Raw genomic sequence first — 15,834 nt, 5'->3', positions numbered from 1 at the left:
AATCACCGCTCACCGGGGCCGCCATGGCCCTTGGCACCGGATGCGGGCGTAGCTCAGGGGTAGAGCATAACCTTGCCAAGGTTAGGGTCGTGAGTTCGAATCTCATCGCCCGCTCCAGACAAAACCGGCCGGACCAGATGGTCCGGCCGGTTTTGTCTGTGGCGCGCGCCGCCGTTTCTTTGCGGCATTGACAGAGCGCGCCCGTTCCAGACCCTGCCGTTTGTCAAGGACCGAAAAAAGGGCCGCGTCGCCTTCTTCGCGGCATCGCATGCGATGGCAAGACGGCGGACGCGGCGGCAATCCGGCTCCGCGGGGCCACAGGCCGCAACGGACCCGGATCTCACTCGTGACACAACTACGACGCGGCGTTTGCCAAACGAACTTTACAACGTCAAGATGAGCCATGCCAAGATCGTCGCATCATCACGGAAACCTGCAACAGGCGCTGATTGATGCCGGTCTGCGCCTGCTGGACAGCGGAAAACCGCTGACCCTGCGCGGCGCGGCGCAGCTGGCGGGCGTGTCGCACGCCGCGCCCGCGCATCATTTCGACGGTCTGGACGGCTTGAAACAGGCCATCGCCCATCGCGGCTTTCAGCTGTTCCGCGACGATCTGGCGGTGGCGGGGGCGGCCGCGCCCGACGATCCCTTCGCGCGGCTGCTGGCCCTGAACCGCGCCTATCTGGCCTTCGCCGACCGTCACGAGCCGCTGTTCCGACTGATGTTCGAGGCGCTGCGCACCGCCAGTCCCGATCTGCTGGCGGTCGCCACCGAATGCTACGCGATCCTGTGCCGCCACTGCGCGCCCTTCGCCCGCGACGCCCGGGACGCCGCGCGGCTGGAAGGCGCGGTCTGGTCGCTGACCCACGGCTATGCGCTGCTGCGGCTGGACCGGTTGGGCCCCGACGCCCCCTTCACGCCCCCGCCATACGAGGCGCTGCTGCGCCTGCTGCTGCGCCCCTGACCCTTGCGTCCCTGACCGCCGTCAGCCGTCCGCGCGAATCCTCGCGTTGCGCGGATCGTGGGGGCTGTCCTCGACCACCTCGGCGTCCCACAGGTCGCGGAACATGCGCAGCTTCAGCCGCGTGCCCGGCGCGGCCAGATCGGGCCGGACATAGCCCATGCCGATCTGCTTGCCGAACGCCACCGAATACCCGCCCGAGGTCAGGCGCCCGACCCGCGCGCCGTCGTGAAACAGCCCCTCGCGCCCCCACGGATCGGCGTCCGGCGGCCCGTCGATCAGCACGGTGACACAGCGGCTGCGGATGCCCGTCTGCTGCATCGCCTGCTTGCCGCGAAAATCCTTGAACAGATCGACGAACCGGTCCAGCCCGGCCTCCAGCGGGGTGGCGTCGCGGCCAAGCTCGGTGCCGAAGGCGCGATAGGATTTTTCCTGCCGCAGCCAGTTCTGCGCCCGCGCGCCCACCAGCTTCATCCCCGACGGCTCGCCCGCCTCGATCAGCCGGTCGAACAGGTGGTTCTGCATCTCGATCGGGTGATGCAACTCCCAGCCCAGCTCGCCGGTATAGGCGACGCGCAGCGCCAGAACCGGCACCATGCCCAGCTCGATCTCGCGCGCCGACAGCCACGGAAAGCGGCTGTTCGACAGGGCGGTCTCGGGCTGCGGATCGCGGATCAGCCGGTTCAGGATGTCGCGCGACGCAGGCCCGGCCAGCGCGAAAACGCCCCATTGCGTCGTGACGTCGTGGACCCCCACCGGATCGCCGCCCGCCGCCATGAAATCCTCGGCCGATTTCAGCAGGTGATCGCGGTCGTAATCCGCCCAGGCCCCCGCCGACACCAGATAGAATCCGTCCGCGCCCCGCCGCACGATGGTGTATTCGCTGCGCACCGTGCCCGCATCGGTCAGCGCATAGGTCAGGTTGATGCGGCCCACCTTGGGCAGCGTGTTGGTGGTGAAGCCGTCCAGAAACGCCGCCGCCCCCGGCCCCGACACGACATGCTTGGCAAAGGCCGTCGCGTCGATCAGCCCGGCCGCGCCGCGGATCGCCTCGGCCTCGTCCTTCGCATATCGCCACCAGCCGCCGCGCCGAAAGCTGCGCGCGTCGCGGTCGAACCCTTCGGGCGCGTCCACGGGGCCGAAATAATTCGGCCGCTCCCACCCGTTCACCTGCCCGAACTGCGCGCCCCGCGCCTTTTGCCGGTCATAGGCGGGCGAGGTGCGCAGCGGACGGCAGGCGGGCCGTTCCTCGTCGGGGTGATGCAGGATGAAGACGTGGGAATAGGCCTCTTCGTTCTTGCGCGTGGCGTATTCCGTCGTCATCCAGGACCCGAATCGGCGCGGGTCCAGCGACGCCATGTCGATCTCGGCCTCGCCTTCTGTCATCATCTGGGTCAGGTAATGCCCGGTGCCGCCCGCCGCCGTGATGCCGAAGGAAAACCCCTCGGCCAGCCACATGTTGCGCAGCCCCGGTGCCGGCCCGACCAGCGGATTGCCGTCGGGCGTATAGCAGATCGGCCCGTTGAAATCGTCCTTCAGCCCGACCTGCTCCGAAGACGGGATGCGGTGGATCATCGACATGTATTCCCGTTCGATCCGCTCCAGATCCAGCGCGAACAGATCGGCGCGGAAACTGTCGGGCACCGCATAGGGGAACCGCGCCGGCGCGCCGTCCTCATAGGGGCCCAGAATCCAGCCGCCGCGTTCCTCGCGGACATACCATCTTGCATCGGCGTCGCGCAGCACCGGATGTTCCGGGTTGCCCGCCTTCCGCCACGCGACCAGCGCCGGGTCGGGTTCGGTGACGATATACTGATGCTCGACCGGGATCGCGGGGATCTTTATGCCCAACAGCCGCGCGGTGCGCTGCGCGTGGTTGCCCGTCGCCGTCACCACATGCTCGGCACCGATCTCGAACATCTCGCCCGAGGGCACCAGATTGCCCCCCCGCTCAACCATCCGCTCGCAGGTCACGACCCACTCTGTCCCGGTCCAGCGATAGCCGTTCACCTGCACCTTCCGCTGCACCGAGGCCCCGGCCATCCGCGCGCCCTTGGCCATCGCCTGCGTCACGTCGGCGGGGTTGATATAGCCGTCGGTGGGGTGAAACAGCGCCCCTTTCAGATCGTCCGTCCGCACCAGCGGCCAGCGTTCCGCGATCTGCGCCGGCGTCAGGAATTCATGCTCGATGCCCACCGTCTCGGCGGTGGCGGAATACAGCATGTATTCATCCATCCGCGCATCGGTCTGCGCCATGCGCAGATTGCCGCAGCGGGTGAACCCGGGATTCAGCCCCGTCTCGGCCTCCAGCCCGGCATACATCCGGACCGAATGATCGTGGATATGGCTGGTCGCATATCCCATGTTGAACAAGGGCAGCAGGCCCGCCGCGTGCCAGGTCGATCCCGCCGTCAGCTCGTCCCGCTCGACCAGCAGCGGCTGCCAGCCGGCCTTGGCGAGGTGATAGGCGATGCCGCAGCCGACCGCCCCGCCGCCCACGATCAGGACCCTCACATGCGTTTCCATGACGGCGCGCCTCCCCTGTCTTCTGGTTCCCGTATCCGCCACCGGCACCTTCGCCGGTCCCATCGGCCCGACCATTGGCGACGGAAAAACGACATGCTGCATCGCGGCGCTTGTGCGAATCTGCCCGCCAAGGCTAGGTTGCGCCCGATCCGGGGGCGGACAGGGACAGCGCGATCATGCAGATTTGCCGCAGCAGGCAGGCCGTCAGGGACTGCGTCGGGGACTGGCGCGCGGCGGGCGACAGGGTCGTGCTGGTCGCCACGATGGGCGCGCTGCATGAGGGCCACATGCAGCTTGTCGCCCACGGCCGCGACTGGCTGGCAGCCCATGGCGGCGGCCGCGTCATCGCCTCGATCTTCGTCAACCCGGCCCAGTTCGACCGGCAGGCCGATCTGGCGCTGTATCCGCGCGACGAGGATGCCGACATCGCCATGCTGCGCGCGCAGGGCTGCGACGCGGTGTTCCTGCCCGAGGTCGGCGACATCTATCGCCCCGGCGCGCAGACCGTGGTCGAGGTCACGGGCCTGTCGCGCATCCTGATGGGCCGGCTGCGGCCCGGTCATTTCCGCGGCGTGACGACGATCGTGACCAAGCTGTTCAACATCGTCGACCCCGACGCCGCGACCTTCGGGGAAAAGGACTACCAGCAACTGACCATCGTGCGGCAGATGGTCGCGGATCTGGACATGAGCGTGCAGATCATCGCGGTGCCGACCGTGCGCGAACCCGACGGGCTGGCCATGTCGTCGCGCAATCGCCGCCTGTCGCCGCAGGATCGCGCCGCCGCCCCGATCCTCAGCCAGGCGCTGGATCTGGGCCAGCGGCTGGTCGCGCAAGGCGCGCGCCCCGACACGATCCGCCGCCGCATCCGCACCCTGCTGCGCGATCAGCCGCGCGCCCGCATCCGCTCGGTCGACATCCGCGACGCCGCCGATCTGTCGCGCATCACCCGCATCGACCGCCCGGTGGTGATCCTGCTGTCGGTCCTTTTCAGCGATGTGCTGCTGATCGACCAGCGCGTGGCCCATCCCTGACGGCCACCTGCAGGGACAGCCGCGCCCCTCGCCGCAACGCCCGCAAGCGGTGTACGCGCTGTGCACAGCCCGTGCCGCCCCGGTGCACGCGATGTGCGGCGAAAAACCCTGCATTTGCTGGCCCAATCGCCACCGCGCCTGCGCCGCCGTTGCCCGCCCCGCCAAAGCAACGCACGACCCGTTGCGCGCCGGTCATGCCGCGTCCCCGCCCGTCGAGAAATCCGCCGTCAGCGCCAGCCGGGACAGCAGCAGCGGCACCAGCAGCAGCGCCGCAAGCCCCAGATAGATCGCCGAAAAGCTGGTCCGCTCGGCCAGCCAGCCTATCGCTCCCGGCGCCAGCAGGATGCCCGAATACCCCATCGTCGTGACCACCGACAAGCCGATCCCCTGGGCCAGTCCCGGCAGGTTCCCCGCCGCCGAAAACGCAATCGGCACCAGGTTCGCAATCCCGATTCCGGCCAGCGCAAACCCGGCAATTGCTGGCCCCGGCCCCGGTGCCAGCCCGGCCAGACCCAGCCCCGCCATCGCCACCAGACTGCCGATCCGCAGCGTGCGTACGGCCCCCAGACGCTGCCGCAGCAGGTCGCCCAGAAACCGCATCGCGGCCATCGTCGCGGCGCAGGCGGCAAAGCCCCAGCCCGCCACCGACAGCGACGCGCCCATCTCGCGCTGAAGATAGACTGCCGCCCAGTCCAGGATCGCACCCTCGGGCACCATGCAGCACAGCGCCATGAACCCGATCGCATAGGGCAAGGGCGAACGCGGCAACCGCAGCGGCGCCGCCTGCGCGCCCTCTGCCGCCGGCGCGTCGCGCAGCACATGCGGCAGCGACAGCGCCAGCCCCGCGACCAGCACCAGCGTCACCGCCACCGCGTGCCAGACCTCGCCCAGCATCGCGATCGCAACCCCGCCCGGCCCCGCGCCCAGAACGCCGCCCAGGCTCCAGAACCCGTGGCAGGACGACATGATCGCCCGCCGACGCTGCCGCTCGACCGCCACCGCATTCGCGTTCATCGACACGTCCATGCCGCCGACCGTCGCGCCGAACAGGACCACCGCGGCCATCGTCGCCGCCAGATTCGGCGCGACCGAGATCAGCAACAGCGCCGGGGTCGCCAGCACCGCCGCCAGCCGCACCGCATGCGCCGATCCGCGCCGCGCCGTCAGCGCGCCGAACAGCGGCATGACCGTGACCGAGCCCAGCCCAAGCAACAGCACCAGTCCGCCCGCCACCGCCTCCGAGATGTCCAGCCGCGACATCAGCACCGGCAGCTTCGGCGCCCAGCTTCCGACCATCAGCCCGTTGAGGAAAAACAGCGCCGATACGGCCCCGCGCGCGGAACGCGCCATGCCCGCCCCCGTCTTCGGTGTTCAAATATCCCGGGGGAATCCCCGGAACGGGGATGGGGGCAGCGCCCCCTTTCGCCCGGTCACAACATGCTGGGCACCACCAGGTCGGGCGGCCGGTGCCCATCGGCGAAGGTCTTGATGTTGATGATGACCTTCTCGCCCATCTCGGCCCGCCCCTCGACCGTCGCGCTGCCCATATGCGGCAGCAGCACCACGTTCGGCAATTCGCGCAGGCGCGGATTGATCTCGTGCCCGTGCTCGAACACGTCCAGACCGGCGCCGGCGATCTCGTTCGCGCGCAGCATCCGGGTCAGCGCGTTCTCGTCGATGACCTCGCCGCGCGAGGTGTTCACGATCACCGCCGACGGCTTCAGCAGCTTCAGCCGCCGCGCGTTCAGCAGATGAAAGGTCGAGGGCGTGTGCGGCGCGTTCACGCTGATGATGTCCATCCGCGCCAGCATCTGGTCCAGGCTTTCCCAATAGGTCGCCTGCAACTCGTCCTCGATCTCGGGGCGCAGTCGCTTGCGGTTGTGGTAATGCACCTGCATCCCGAACACATTGGCCCGCCGCGCCACCGCCTGACCGATCCGGCCCATGCCCAGGATGCCCAGCCGCCGGCCGCCCACGCGGCCGCCCAGATGCGCGGTCGGGGCCCACCCGGTCCAGCGCGCGGCCTGCATCTCGGCCAGGCCCTCGGGGATGCGGCGGGTCACGGCCAGGATCAGCGCGATGGTCATGTCGGCCGTGTCCTCGGTCACGACGCCGGGGGTGTTGCTGACCAGAACGCCGCGCTGGCGGGCGGACTGCACATCGACATGGTCGATCCCGGCACCGTAATTGGCGATCAGCTTCAGCCGCTCGCCCGCCTGCGCCAGCATGCTGGCGTCGATCTGGTCGGTCAGGGTCGGCACCAGAACGTCGCTGTTCTGCATCGCCTGCACCAGATCCTCGCGACTCATCTTGCGGTCGTCTTCGCGCAGCGCGACGTCGAACAGCTCTTTCATCCGGGTCTCGACCGCGTCGGGCAGACGGCGGGTGACCGAGACACGCAGCTTCTGACGCGATGGCTGGGGGCTGTGCATGAGAACCTCATTTTCTCGAAGTCGTGTGGGCGGCACACTTCCAATGCCGGGCGGCTTTTGGCAAACTGCCCGCGTTGAGGGCCATGCACAAGACCCCGCGCACAGCCATGGCGGGCGAACGGTCGCTGACCCGACGCGGCCGCCACGGCCGGCGCGACAGGAACGGATACGGACGATCGGGCGCGATCGGGCAGGAACGGACGGCAGATGAACAGACGGGCGATTTGGAAACACCGCGCGACAACGGTTCGTGCGGCGCTGATTGTGGCGGCTGCCGCGCTTGCCGGTGCCGCAGAAACCGGCCCCGCATCCGCCGGGTCGCACGACCTGCCGCAGACCGGATTCAGCGCCGCGCCCTCGGCGGGGGCGCGCCTGATCCGGGTGCAGTCGGCGGACGATCAGGGTCAGCGCGGCCCGGTCACCAATCTTCCGATCCCGCGCTATGTCAGCCTCAAGGGCAATGAGGGGAACGCGCGGCGCGGCCCCAGCCTGTCGCACCGGATCGACTGGGTGTTCCGTCACGCCGGGATGCCGCTGCGGATCGTCGCGGAATTCGGGCACTGGCGGCGCGTCGAGGACAAGGACGGCGCCGGCGGATGGGTCCATTACGCGCTGCTGTCGGGCGTCCGGACGGCGCTGGTGATCGAGGACATGGCCCAGTTGCGGGCGCGCCCCAACCTCGATTCCGACGTGGTCGCGCGGGCCGAGGCGGGCGCCATCGTGCGTCTGGGCGAATGCAACCGCGACTGGTGCCGCATCTCGGGCGGCGGGCAGCGCGGATGGGTGCCGAAAACCGCGATCTGGGGCGTCGATCCGGAGGAAATCCGCGACTGACGTCGCGCCAGCCGCCTCCGTCCGGCGGCGGTTCAGGCCAGACCGCGCCCCTTCAGCAGCGCATCAACCCCCGGCATCCGGTCGCGGAACGCAAGCCACAACTCATCCGCCGGGGCCGAACCGCCGCGCGACAGGATCGTCTGCTCCAGCCGCCTGGCGGTTGCGGGGTCGAAGATGTCGCCCGTCTCTTGAAAGGCGGCGAAGGCGTCGGCGTCCATCACCTCGGACCACATATAGCTGTAATACCCGCTGGCATAGCTGTCGCCGGCAAAGACATGGCCGAAATGCGGCGTCGCGTGACGCATCGGAATGGCGGATGGCGCGTCCAGATCGCGCAGGATCGTGGCCTGCCGGTCCATCGCGTCGGCGGGCGGCGCGCCGCGATGAAACGCCAGATCGACCAGCGCGCTTTCCAGATATTCGGTGGTCGAGAACCCGGCATCGGCCAGCCCGGCGGCGATCATGCGGTCGCGCAGATCGGCCGGCACCGGCGCGCCGGACCGGTAATGGCGCGCATGCGCGTCCAGCACCTGCGGCTGTTCCAGCCAGTGTTCGTAAAGCTGGCTGGGCAGTTCGACGAAATCCTGCGCCACCGACGTCCCCGAGATCGAGGGCCAGGTCACCTCCGACAGGATGTGATGCGTCGCGTGTCCGAATTCGTGAAACAGCGTGTGCGCATCGTCCCAGGACAGAAAGGCAGGCTCGCCCGGCCGTTCGGGCGGGGTGAAATTGCAGACATTCACCACGATGGCGCGCTGGCCCGCGCCGATCCGGTGCTGCACTTGCAGCGACGAACACCACGCGCCCGACCGTTTCGTGGGCCGCGCATAGAAATCGCCCAGAAAGATCGCCATCAGCCGCCCCTTGCGCGTCACCTTCCACGCGCGCACGTCGGGCGACCACAGCGGCGCCTCGACCGGCTGAAACTCCAGCCCGAACAGGCGATGGGCGACGTCGAACACCGCGCCCAGCATCGCATCCAGCGTCAGATAGGGCTTGACCGCCGCCGGATCGACGCGGTGCGTGTCCTGGCGCAGGCGTTCGGCGTAGAACCGCCAGTCCCAGGGCTGCAACGCGCCGTTCACCCCGTCCTTGCGCGCCAAGGCGGTCAGCCGCTCCTCGTCCTCGGCGGCGCGGCGTGTGGCAGGGGTCCAGACCTGCATCAGCAGATCCTCGACCCGGTCGGGGCTGCCGGCCATCTCGGGTGCCAGCTTGTAGGTCGCGAAATCGGCAAACCCCAGCAATTGCGCGCGTTCGTGCCGCAGCGCCAGGATCTCCTCGACCAAGGGCAGATTGTCGGTGTCGGCACCGCCCGCCCCCTCGCCCGTGCCGCGCGCGGTCCAGGCCCGGAACGCCACCTCGCGCAGGGCGCGATCCTCGGCATGTTCCAGAAACGGCACGATCAGCGAACGGTTCAGCGTCACGATCTGACCGTCCAGCCCGCGTTCCTTCGCCGCCGCGCGCATCGACGCGATCAGCCAGTCGGGCAGCCCGCCCAGACGGTCGTCGGCCACCGGCAGCACATAGTCGCGTTCATCCGCCAGCACGTTCTGGGCAAACTGCGTCGTCAGCACCGCCATACGGCTGCGGATTTCGGTCATCCGCGCGCGCGCCTGACCCGTCAGCCCGGCCCCCGCCCGCGTCAGGTCGCGCAGCGCCAGTTCGGTGATGCGCCGATCCTGCGGCGCCAGCGTCGCGGCGTCCTCGGCCACCGCCTTGACCCGCGCGTAAAGCCGGGGGTCCATGCCCGTCCGGCTGCCGTATTCCGCCAGTCGCGGCGCGAAATCGCGCTGCAACGCCTGACGCGCCGGGTTCGAATCGACCGAGGCCAGCGTGTAGAAGATCGACAGCACCCGGTTCAGCCCCTCATCCGCCGTCTCCATCGCGGCGACGGTGTTCTGGAAGGTCGCGGGCGCGGGGTTGGCCGAAATCGCCTCCATCGCGGCCTCGGCGGCGGCCAGTTCGCGGTCGAAGGCGGGCGCGAAATCGGTGTCGGAAATCCGGTCGAAGCGCGGCAGCCCCTCGGGGCCGGTCCAGCGTGTCAGTTCGGGGTTCATGGCAGACCTCCTGTCCTTGGCCAAAGCCTAGAACGCGGCCCCGGCAGTTTCCAGAGCGGGAACGCGATCATTGCCGGCAGGCTACGGCGACGGATGCGAAACGGCGTCGCGACCGTCGGCTTTGCGCGGGCCGCAGACCGGACACTCCGCGCGCGCCGCGATCCGCACCATCCGCGTCTCGCCGTAAAGCCCGTCGAAGATCAGCATCCGGCCGCGCATCCCCTGGCCCGCGCCGGTCAGATGCTTGATCGCCTCAAGCGCCATCAGGCTGCCGATGACGCCGGGCAATGCGCCCACCACGCCCGCCTCGGCGCAGGGCGGGGCCAGACCCGGCGCGGGCGCGGCGGGAAACAGGCAGGTCAGGCACGGCCCGCCGCGGGCCGGATCGTATAATGTCACCTGCCCCTCCCACTGGCCGATCGCGCCCGAGATCAGCGGCACGCCGGCCGCAACGCAGGCCCGGTTGACCGCCTCGCGCACCGCAAAGCTGTCGGTGCCGTCGATCACCAGATCGTGCCCGCCGACCAGATCGGCATCGGCGGCGGTGATGCGGCGCGACAGGGCCGTGACGGCGACATGCGGGTTCAGATCGGCCATGCCTTGCGCGGCGGCGGCGACCTTGGGCTGGCCGCATTGGCGGGTGCGGAAGATCACCTGACGCTGAAGATTGGACAGGCTGACCGTGTCGTCATCGGCCAGCGTGATCCGCCCCACCCCGGCGGCCGCCAGATACAGGCAGACCGGCGCGCCAAGCCCGCCCGCGCCCACGACCAGCACCTTCGCGCCGCGCAGACGCATCTGGCCCGCGCCGCCGATCTCGCGCAGGACCAGATGCCGCGCATAGCGGTCAAGTTCGGCGTCCGACATCGCGCCGTCGCCGGGTTGCCCGGTCTCGGGTGCCGGATCACGCCGCCTGGCACGGGCGCGCAAACGCGCCAGCAGCGCGCGATAGGCCAGGATCAGCGCGACGATCCCGCCCGCGACCAGCCAGTGCGCCGCCGTCCCGCCAATGGCGCGCGCGGCGGCGCTGTCGGGCAGCAGCGTCAGCAACAGGACGAACACGGCCCACAGACAACCCATCGCCGCCAGCAGAACCCGGCGCGGCCACCGCAGCAGCAGCGACAGCACGACCAGCCCCGCAAGCAGCCAGACCCCCAGCATCAGCCGGTTCCGGTGGACCCGAAACCGCCCGCCCCCCGCGCCGTGCCGGCAATCGCGGACACCTCGGCAAAGCGGGCCTGCGGGGCGGGCGCGACGACCATCTGCGCGATCCGGTCGCCATGCGCGATGCGATAGACGCTGGACCCCAGATTGATCAGGATGACGCCAAGCGGGCCGCGATAATCGCTGTCGATGGTGCCCGGCGCGTTGGCCAGCGTGACGCCGTGGCGCAGCGCCAGCCCCGATCTTGGCCGGATCTGCACCTCCCACCCGGCCGGAATGTCCAGCGTCAGCCCGGTCGGGACCAGCGCGCGTTCGCCCGGCGCAATCCGCGCCCCGTCACGCTGATGGGCGGGAAAATTCGCGCGCAGATCGGCGCCCGCGGCCCCGGTCGTGGCATAGGCGGGCAGCGGCAGCGACGCATCGGCGTCGGCGGTCCGCATCAGTCCGATCACCGGCGGCTGCGACATGCTTCACCTTTCCATGCAAAGGCCGCGCGGCCTTGCCTGCGCGGCCCTGTTTCATGCTGACGTCGCGCCCAACCTTATCGCGGCGCGATCATCATCACCATCTGGCGGCCTTCCAGCTTGGGCATCGCCTCGACCTTGCCGGTCTCGCCGACATCGTCCCTGATCCGGTTCAAAAGCTCCAGCCCCAGATCCTGATGCGCCATCTCGCGGCCGCGAAAGCGCAGCGTGACCTTCACCTTGTCGCCGCCTTCCAGGAATTTCATCACGTTGCGCATCTTGACGTCGTAATCGTGGGTGTCGGTGCCGGGACGGAACTTCACTTCCTTGACGTCGATGACCTTCTGCTTCTTGCGCGCCTCGGCCTCGCGTTTCTGCTGTTCGTACTTGAACTTTCCGAGGTCCATCACCTTGCAGACCGGCGGGGTCGCGTTGGGAGAAATCTCGACCAGGTCCAGCCCCGATTCCCGTGCCATCTCAAGCCCGACCGAGGGCGAGACGACGCCGACATTCTCTCCTTCAGGGCCGATCAGGCGAATCTCGGCCACGCGGATGCGTTCGTTGACGCGGGGGCCGGTGTCACGGGTGGGCGGTGCGTTATGCGGTCTGCGGGCTATGGCGTTGCTCCTTGTATTGCCATCACGGGAATGGACCGAAAATAAGGCCCGCGTCACGCCGATTCAACCGGATTTGATCGCCGCAGCCGCGCTTATCGCGCGATTCCGGCCGGTTTTGCCGCCTGTCGGCGGCTTTTCGGCGCGGCGCGGCTGTGCGATAAGCGCAGGGACAGGGCTGCGGCCCGTTTCAAGGACATGACCGGATGCGACAGATTGTGCCAGTGATCGTGATTCTCTTGCTGGCGATCGCCGGCGGATGGTGGTGGTCGTCGACCGAAGGAGACACGCCGCCGCCCGCGCCGGAACAGACCGCCAGCGAGGAGACCGTCAGCAACGGGATCGACGCCCCCGACACGCCGGCGGGCGAAGCCGCGCAGATCGCGGACAGCGCCGCCGAGGACACGCAGGACACCGCCGACGCCGTCAACCGCGCGGTCGAGAACGCGCCCGCCGGCGAGACGGTGTCCGCAGACGAGGCGGCGGACGCCGCCGACGCGGCAGCCGATGCCGCAGCCATCGCCGCCGACGCCGCGGCCGAGGCGGTGCGCGCCTCGCAGGACGCCGAGGTGCAGCCCGCCAGCGAGGCCGCCACCGAAGCCGAGGCCGCGGCCGAGGCTGCGCTGGCCGCAGCCGACCGCGCCGCCGACGCCGCAGCCGACACCGCCGAGCGCGACGTGACCGATCAGGACACCGCCGAAACCGCCGCCGACGCCGCCTCGGACGCCGCCGCAGCCACGGCGCGCGCCGCCGATGCCGCCGCGACCGCCGCCCAGATCGAGGCGTTGCTGACGCCCGAGGGGTTCGATGCCGACCGCGTGGCCCGCATCATCGAGGACGCGCAGATTTCGCCCACGCAGAAGGCGACGTTGCAGCGGCTGATCGAAACCGCCGCCGGCAATCCCGACCTGCTGCGCGCGGCGCTGGATCAGGTGAAGGCCGTGATGAAATGACCCCGGCCACCCCGGCGCTGCACGATTACCTGCGCCAACGCCCCGACAGCATCCGGCGCGGGCCCCTGGCCGTCGTGCTGGTCGAGGACGATGTGGCGGTGGCCGAGACGCTGACCCATCATCTGCGCGCCGGGTTCCGCCACATCCTGGCCTTGTCGCCCGAACCGCTGGCGCTGCCCGAGGCGCTGTCGGGCGATGTCACCAACCTGATCTGGAACACGCGCCGCCCCCACGCCCATGTCGATGCGGTGAACGCGGTGATCGGCGCGGTTCCCGCCGGGACGTGGCTTTATTACTGTTTCAACGCCGAATTCCTGTTCTTCCCGTTTTCCGAACATCGCAGCGTCGGCGAGATGCTGGCCTTTCACACCGAGGAACGGCGCGATGCGATGCTGACCTATGTGATCGACCTTTACGCATCCGATCTGCACCGCTGCCCGGATGCGGTCGATCTTGAGCGGCCGTTCTTCGACCGCACCGGATATTACGCGCTGGCGCAGCCGGGTCAGGACGGCACGCCCGCCGAACGCCAGCTTGCCTTTCACGGCGGGCTGCGCTGGCGGTTCGAGGAATTCGTGCCCGAGGATCGGCGCCGGATTGACCGGATCGCGCTGTTCCGCGCCGGCGCCGGCCTGCGCATCCAGCCCGATCACCGCTTCAATATCGCCGAATACAACACCTATTCATGCCCGTGGCATCACAACCTGACCGCCGCCATCGCCTCGTTCCGGGTTGCGAAGGCGTTGGCCACCAATCCCGGATCGCGCGACGCCATCGGCGGTTTTACCTGGCGCAACTCGCACCCGTTCGACTGGCGCGCGCAGCAGCTGATGGAGCTGGGGCTGATGGAACCCGGCCAGTGGTTCTGACTGCCACGCGCGCGCCCGCAGTCGCGGTCTCTGTCGCGGACCCTCTTGCACTTGCACGCGCTTTGTCGCGAATGATAGACCGGACGTCAATTCGGACACCGGCGGACAAGCGCGCCGACAGGGAAGGCACAATCGGATGGCAATGACGCAGACCAGCTTCGACCGCGACGACCTGCTTGCCTGCGCCCGCGGCGAGTTGTTCGGCGAAGGCAATGCGCAACTGCCCGAACCGCCCATGCTGATGATGGACCGCATCACCGAGATTTCCGAGGATGGCGGACCGCATGGCAAGGGTCATGTCGTGGCCGAGTTCGATATCACCCCAGATCTGTGGTTCTTCGAATGCCATTTCCCCGGCAACCCGATCATGCCGGGCTGTCTGGGCCTTGACGGGCTGTGGCAGCTGACCGGCTTCAACCTGGGCTGGCGCGGCTGGCAGGGGCGCGGCTATGCGCTTGGCGTCGGAGAGGTCAAGCTGACCGGCATGGTCCGCCCGGACCGCAAGCTGCTGCGCTATTTCGTCGATTTCACCAAGGCGGTGCAGACCCGCCGCCTGACCATGGGCGTGGCCGATGGCCGCGTCGAGGCCGATGGCGAGGTGATCTATCTGGTCAAGGACATGAAGGTCGCGCTGTCGGCCAACTGATTTCATTTTGAGGAGGCCGCCAATGCGACGCGTCGTCATCACCGGGCTTGGCATCGTATCCCCGATCGGCAACAGCGCCGAAGAGGTGACCGACAGCCTGCGCACCAGCCGTTCGGGCATCGTCTTTGCGCCCGAATATGCCGAACACGGCTTTCGCAGCCAGGTCCACGGCATGCCGCAGATCGTGCTGGAGGATCATATCGACAAGCGCAACCTGCGCTTCATGGGTCCCGGCGCGGCCTATAACTTCATCGCCATGCAGCAGGCCATCGCGGATAGCGGGCTGGAAGACGGAGACGTGTCCAATCCGCGCACCGGGCTGATCATGGGATCGGGCGGGCCGTCCACCTCGAACTTCTTCGAGGCCCACCGGATCGTCATCGAAAAGGGCGCGCCCAAGCGGATGGGTCCGTTCATGGTCACGCGCTGCATGTCGTCCACCAACTCGGCCACGCTGGCGACGCCGTTCAAGATCAAGGGCGTGAACTATTCGATCACCTCGGCCTGTTCCACCAGTGCGCACTGCATCGGCAACGGGGTCGAGCAGATCCAGATGGGCAAGCAGGACATCGTCTTCGCCGGCGGCGGCGAGGAGCTGGACTGGACGCTGTCCTGCCTGTTCGACGCGATGGGCGCGATGTCGTCGAAATACAACGACACGCCCGAAACCGCCTCGCGCCCCTATGATGCCAGCCGCGACGGGTTCGTGATCGCGGGCGGCGGCGGCGTCGTCGTGCTGGAGGAACTGGAACACGCCCGCGCGCGCGGGGCGAAGATCTATGCCGAGGTGACGGGCTATGGCGCGACCAGCGACGGATACGACATGGTCGCCCCGTCGGGCGAGGGTGGCGAGCGTTCCATGCGCCTGGCGCTGGACACGCTGCCCGAAGGCCGAAAGGTCAGCTATATCAACGCGCACGGCACCTCGACCCCGGTGGGCGATGTGGGCGAGGTCCGCGCCGTCCGCCGCATCTTTGGCGAGGGCGACACGCCGCCGATCAGTTCGACCAAGTCGCTGACCGGCCACAGCCTTGGCGCGACCGGGGTGCACGAGGCGATCTATTGCCTGCTGATGTTGCAAAATGACTTCATCGCCGCCTCGGCGAATGTGCAGACGCTGGACCCGGAAATCCATCCGGGCGAGATTGCGACCAGCCGGGTGGACGATGCGGGGCTGGATTCCGTCCTGTCCAACAGCTTCGGTTTCGGCGGCACCAACGCGACGTTGCTGATGTCGAAATATACGGAATAAGACAAAGAAACGACGCAAAGGGCAGAAT

General features: G+C 68.7%; 14 protein-coding genes and 1 tRNA gene. 8 read left to right on the top strand and 7 right to left on the bottom strand.

Annotated elements, in window-relative coordinates; all coding sequences use genetic code 11:
* Positions 1 to 42 precede the first annotated feature (42 nt).
* Together JHW45_RS04125 and JHW45_RS04120 are read left to right on the top strand one after the other, a co-directional pair.
* A tRNA-Gly gene (locus tag JHW45_RS04125) sits at positions 43 to 117 on the top strand.
* A gap of 286 nt (positions 118 to 403) precedes the next feature.
* Positions 404 to 964, top strand: coding sequence for a TetR/AcrR family transcriptional regulator (locus tag JHW45_RS04120; RefSeq protein ID WP_272859685.1), 561 nt, complete (start codon positions 404 to 406; stop codon positions 962 to 964).
* Between the two features lie 21 nt (positions 965 to 985).
* Here JHW45_RS04120 and JHW45_RS04115 read toward each other — a convergent pair whose 3' ends face one another.
* Positions 986 to 3,487 (bottom strand): GcvT family protein, encoded by a 2,502-nt coding sequence (locus tag JHW45_RS04115; protein WP_272859684.1) that lies wholly within the window; start codon positions 3,485 to 3,487, stop codon positions 986 to 988.
* Between the two features lie 176 nt (positions 3,488 to 3,663).
* Here JHW45_RS04115 and panC point away from each other — a divergent pair, with 176 nt between their 5' ends.
* Entirely contained in the window at positions 3,664 to 4,521 is an 858-nt protein-coding gene (panC, locus tag JHW45_RS04110) for a pantoate--beta-alanine ligase (protein WP_272859683.1), read from the top strand.
* Between the two features lie 192 nt (positions 4,522 to 4,713).
* Here panC and JHW45_RS04105 read toward each other — a convergent pair whose 3' ends face one another.
* A complete protein-coding gene (locus tag JHW45_RS04105) occupies positions 4,714 to 5,871 on the bottom strand; it encodes an MFS transporter (RefSeq protein WP_272859682.1) in 1,158 nt (385 codons plus the stop codon).
* An 80-nt stretch (positions 5,872 to 5,951) separates the two neighbouring features.
* Entirely contained in the window at positions 5,952 to 6,953 is a 1,002-nt protein-coding gene (locus JHW45_RS04100; RefSeq protein WP_272859681.1) for a 2-hydroxyacid dehydrogenase, read from the bottom strand.
* 207 nt (positions 6,954 to 7,160) lie between these two features.
* Here JHW45_RS04100 and JHW45_RS04095 point away from each other — a divergent pair, with 207 nt between their 5' ends.
* Entirely contained in the window at positions 7,161 to 7,787 is a 627-nt protein-coding gene (locus tag JHW45_RS04095; RefSeq protein WP_272859680.1) for an SH3 domain-containing protein, read from the top strand.
* A gap of 32 nt (positions 7,788 to 7,819) precedes the next feature.
* Here JHW45_RS04095 and JHW45_RS04090 read toward each other — a convergent pair whose 3' ends face one another.
* From JHW45_RS04090 to infC, 4 genes are all read right to left on the bottom strand, one after another.
* A complete protein-coding gene (locus JHW45_RS04090) occupies positions 7,820 to 9,844 on the bottom strand; it encodes a M3 family metallopeptidase (RefSeq protein WP_272859679.1) in 2,025 nt (674 codons plus the stop codon).
* 81 nt (positions 9,845 to 9,925) lie between these two features.
* Positions 9,926 to 11,005 carry a HesA/MoeB/ThiF family protein gene (locus tag JHW45_RS04085; RefSeq protein ID WP_272859678.1) on the bottom strand — a complete coding sequence of 360 codons (1,080 nt, stop codon included), beginning with the start codon at positions 11,003 to 11,005 and terminating at the stop codon, positions 9,926 to 9,928.
* Positions 11,005 to 11,475: a dUTP diphosphatase gene (gene dut, locus JHW45_RS04080; protein ID WP_272859677.1), complete on the bottom strand. Its 471-nt coding sequence runs from the start codon at positions 11,473 to 11,475 to the stop codon at positions 11,005 to 11,007. The genes JHW45_RS04085 and dut overlap by 1 nt, the downstream gene beginning before the upstream one ends.
* A 74-nt stretch (positions 11,476 to 11,549) precedes the next feature.
* Positions 11,550 to 12,020 (bottom strand): translation initiation factor IF-3, encoded by a 471-nt coding sequence (gene infC / locus JHW45_RS04075; RefSeq protein ID WP_272859676.1) that lies wholly within the window; start codon positions 12,018 to 12,020, stop codon positions 11,550 to 11,552.
* Positions 12,021 to 12,292: 272 nt separating this feature from the next.
* Here infC and JHW45_RS04070 point away from each other — a divergent pair, with 272 nt between their 5' ends.
* The 4 genes from JHW45_RS04070 (at position 12,293) to fabB (ending at position 15,806) form a co-directional block, all read left to right on the top strand.
* Positions 12,293 to 13,039, top strand: coding sequence for a hypothetical protein (locus tag JHW45_RS04070; protein WP_272859675.1), 747 nt, complete (start codon positions 12,293 to 12,295; stop codon positions 13,037 to 13,039).
* Positions 13,036 to 13,908 (top strand): glycosyltransferase family 2 protein, encoded by an 873-nt coding sequence (locus tag JHW45_RS04065; RefSeq protein ID WP_272859674.1) that lies wholly within the window; start codon positions 13,036 to 13,038, stop codon positions 13,906 to 13,908. The genes JHW45_RS04070 and JHW45_RS04065 overlap by 4 nt, the downstream gene beginning before the upstream one ends.
* Before the next feature lie 136 nt (positions 13,909 to 14,044).
* The gene (fabA, locus tag JHW45_RS04060; protein ID WP_272859673.1) at positions 14,045 to 14,554 is read left to right on the top strand and encodes a bifunctional 3-hydroxydecanoyl-ACP dehydratase/trans-2-decenoyl-ACP isomerase; all 510 of its coding nucleotides are present in this window, start codon (positions 14,045 to 14,047) and stop codon (positions 14,552 to 14,554) included.
* Between the two features lie 22 nt (positions 14,555 to 14,576).
* The gene (gene fabB, locus JHW45_RS04055; RefSeq protein WP_272859672.1) at positions 14,577 to 15,806 is read left to right on the top strand and encodes a beta-ketoacyl-ACP synthase I; all 1,230 of its coding nucleotides are present in this window, start codon (positions 14,577 to 14,579) and stop codon (positions 15,804 to 15,806) included.
* Positions 15,807 to 15,834 lie beyond the last annotated feature (28 nt).

The sequence above is a fragment of the Paracoccus stylophorae genome, assembly GCF_028553765.1.
Taxonomy (GTDB): domain Bacteria; phylum Pseudomonadota; class Alphaproteobacteria; order Rhodobacterales; family Rhodobacteraceae; genus Paracoccus; species Paracoccus stylophorae.
The sequence above is the reverse complement of the archived record's forward strand: the minus strand, read 5'-3'. Positions and strand labels throughout refer to the sequence as shown.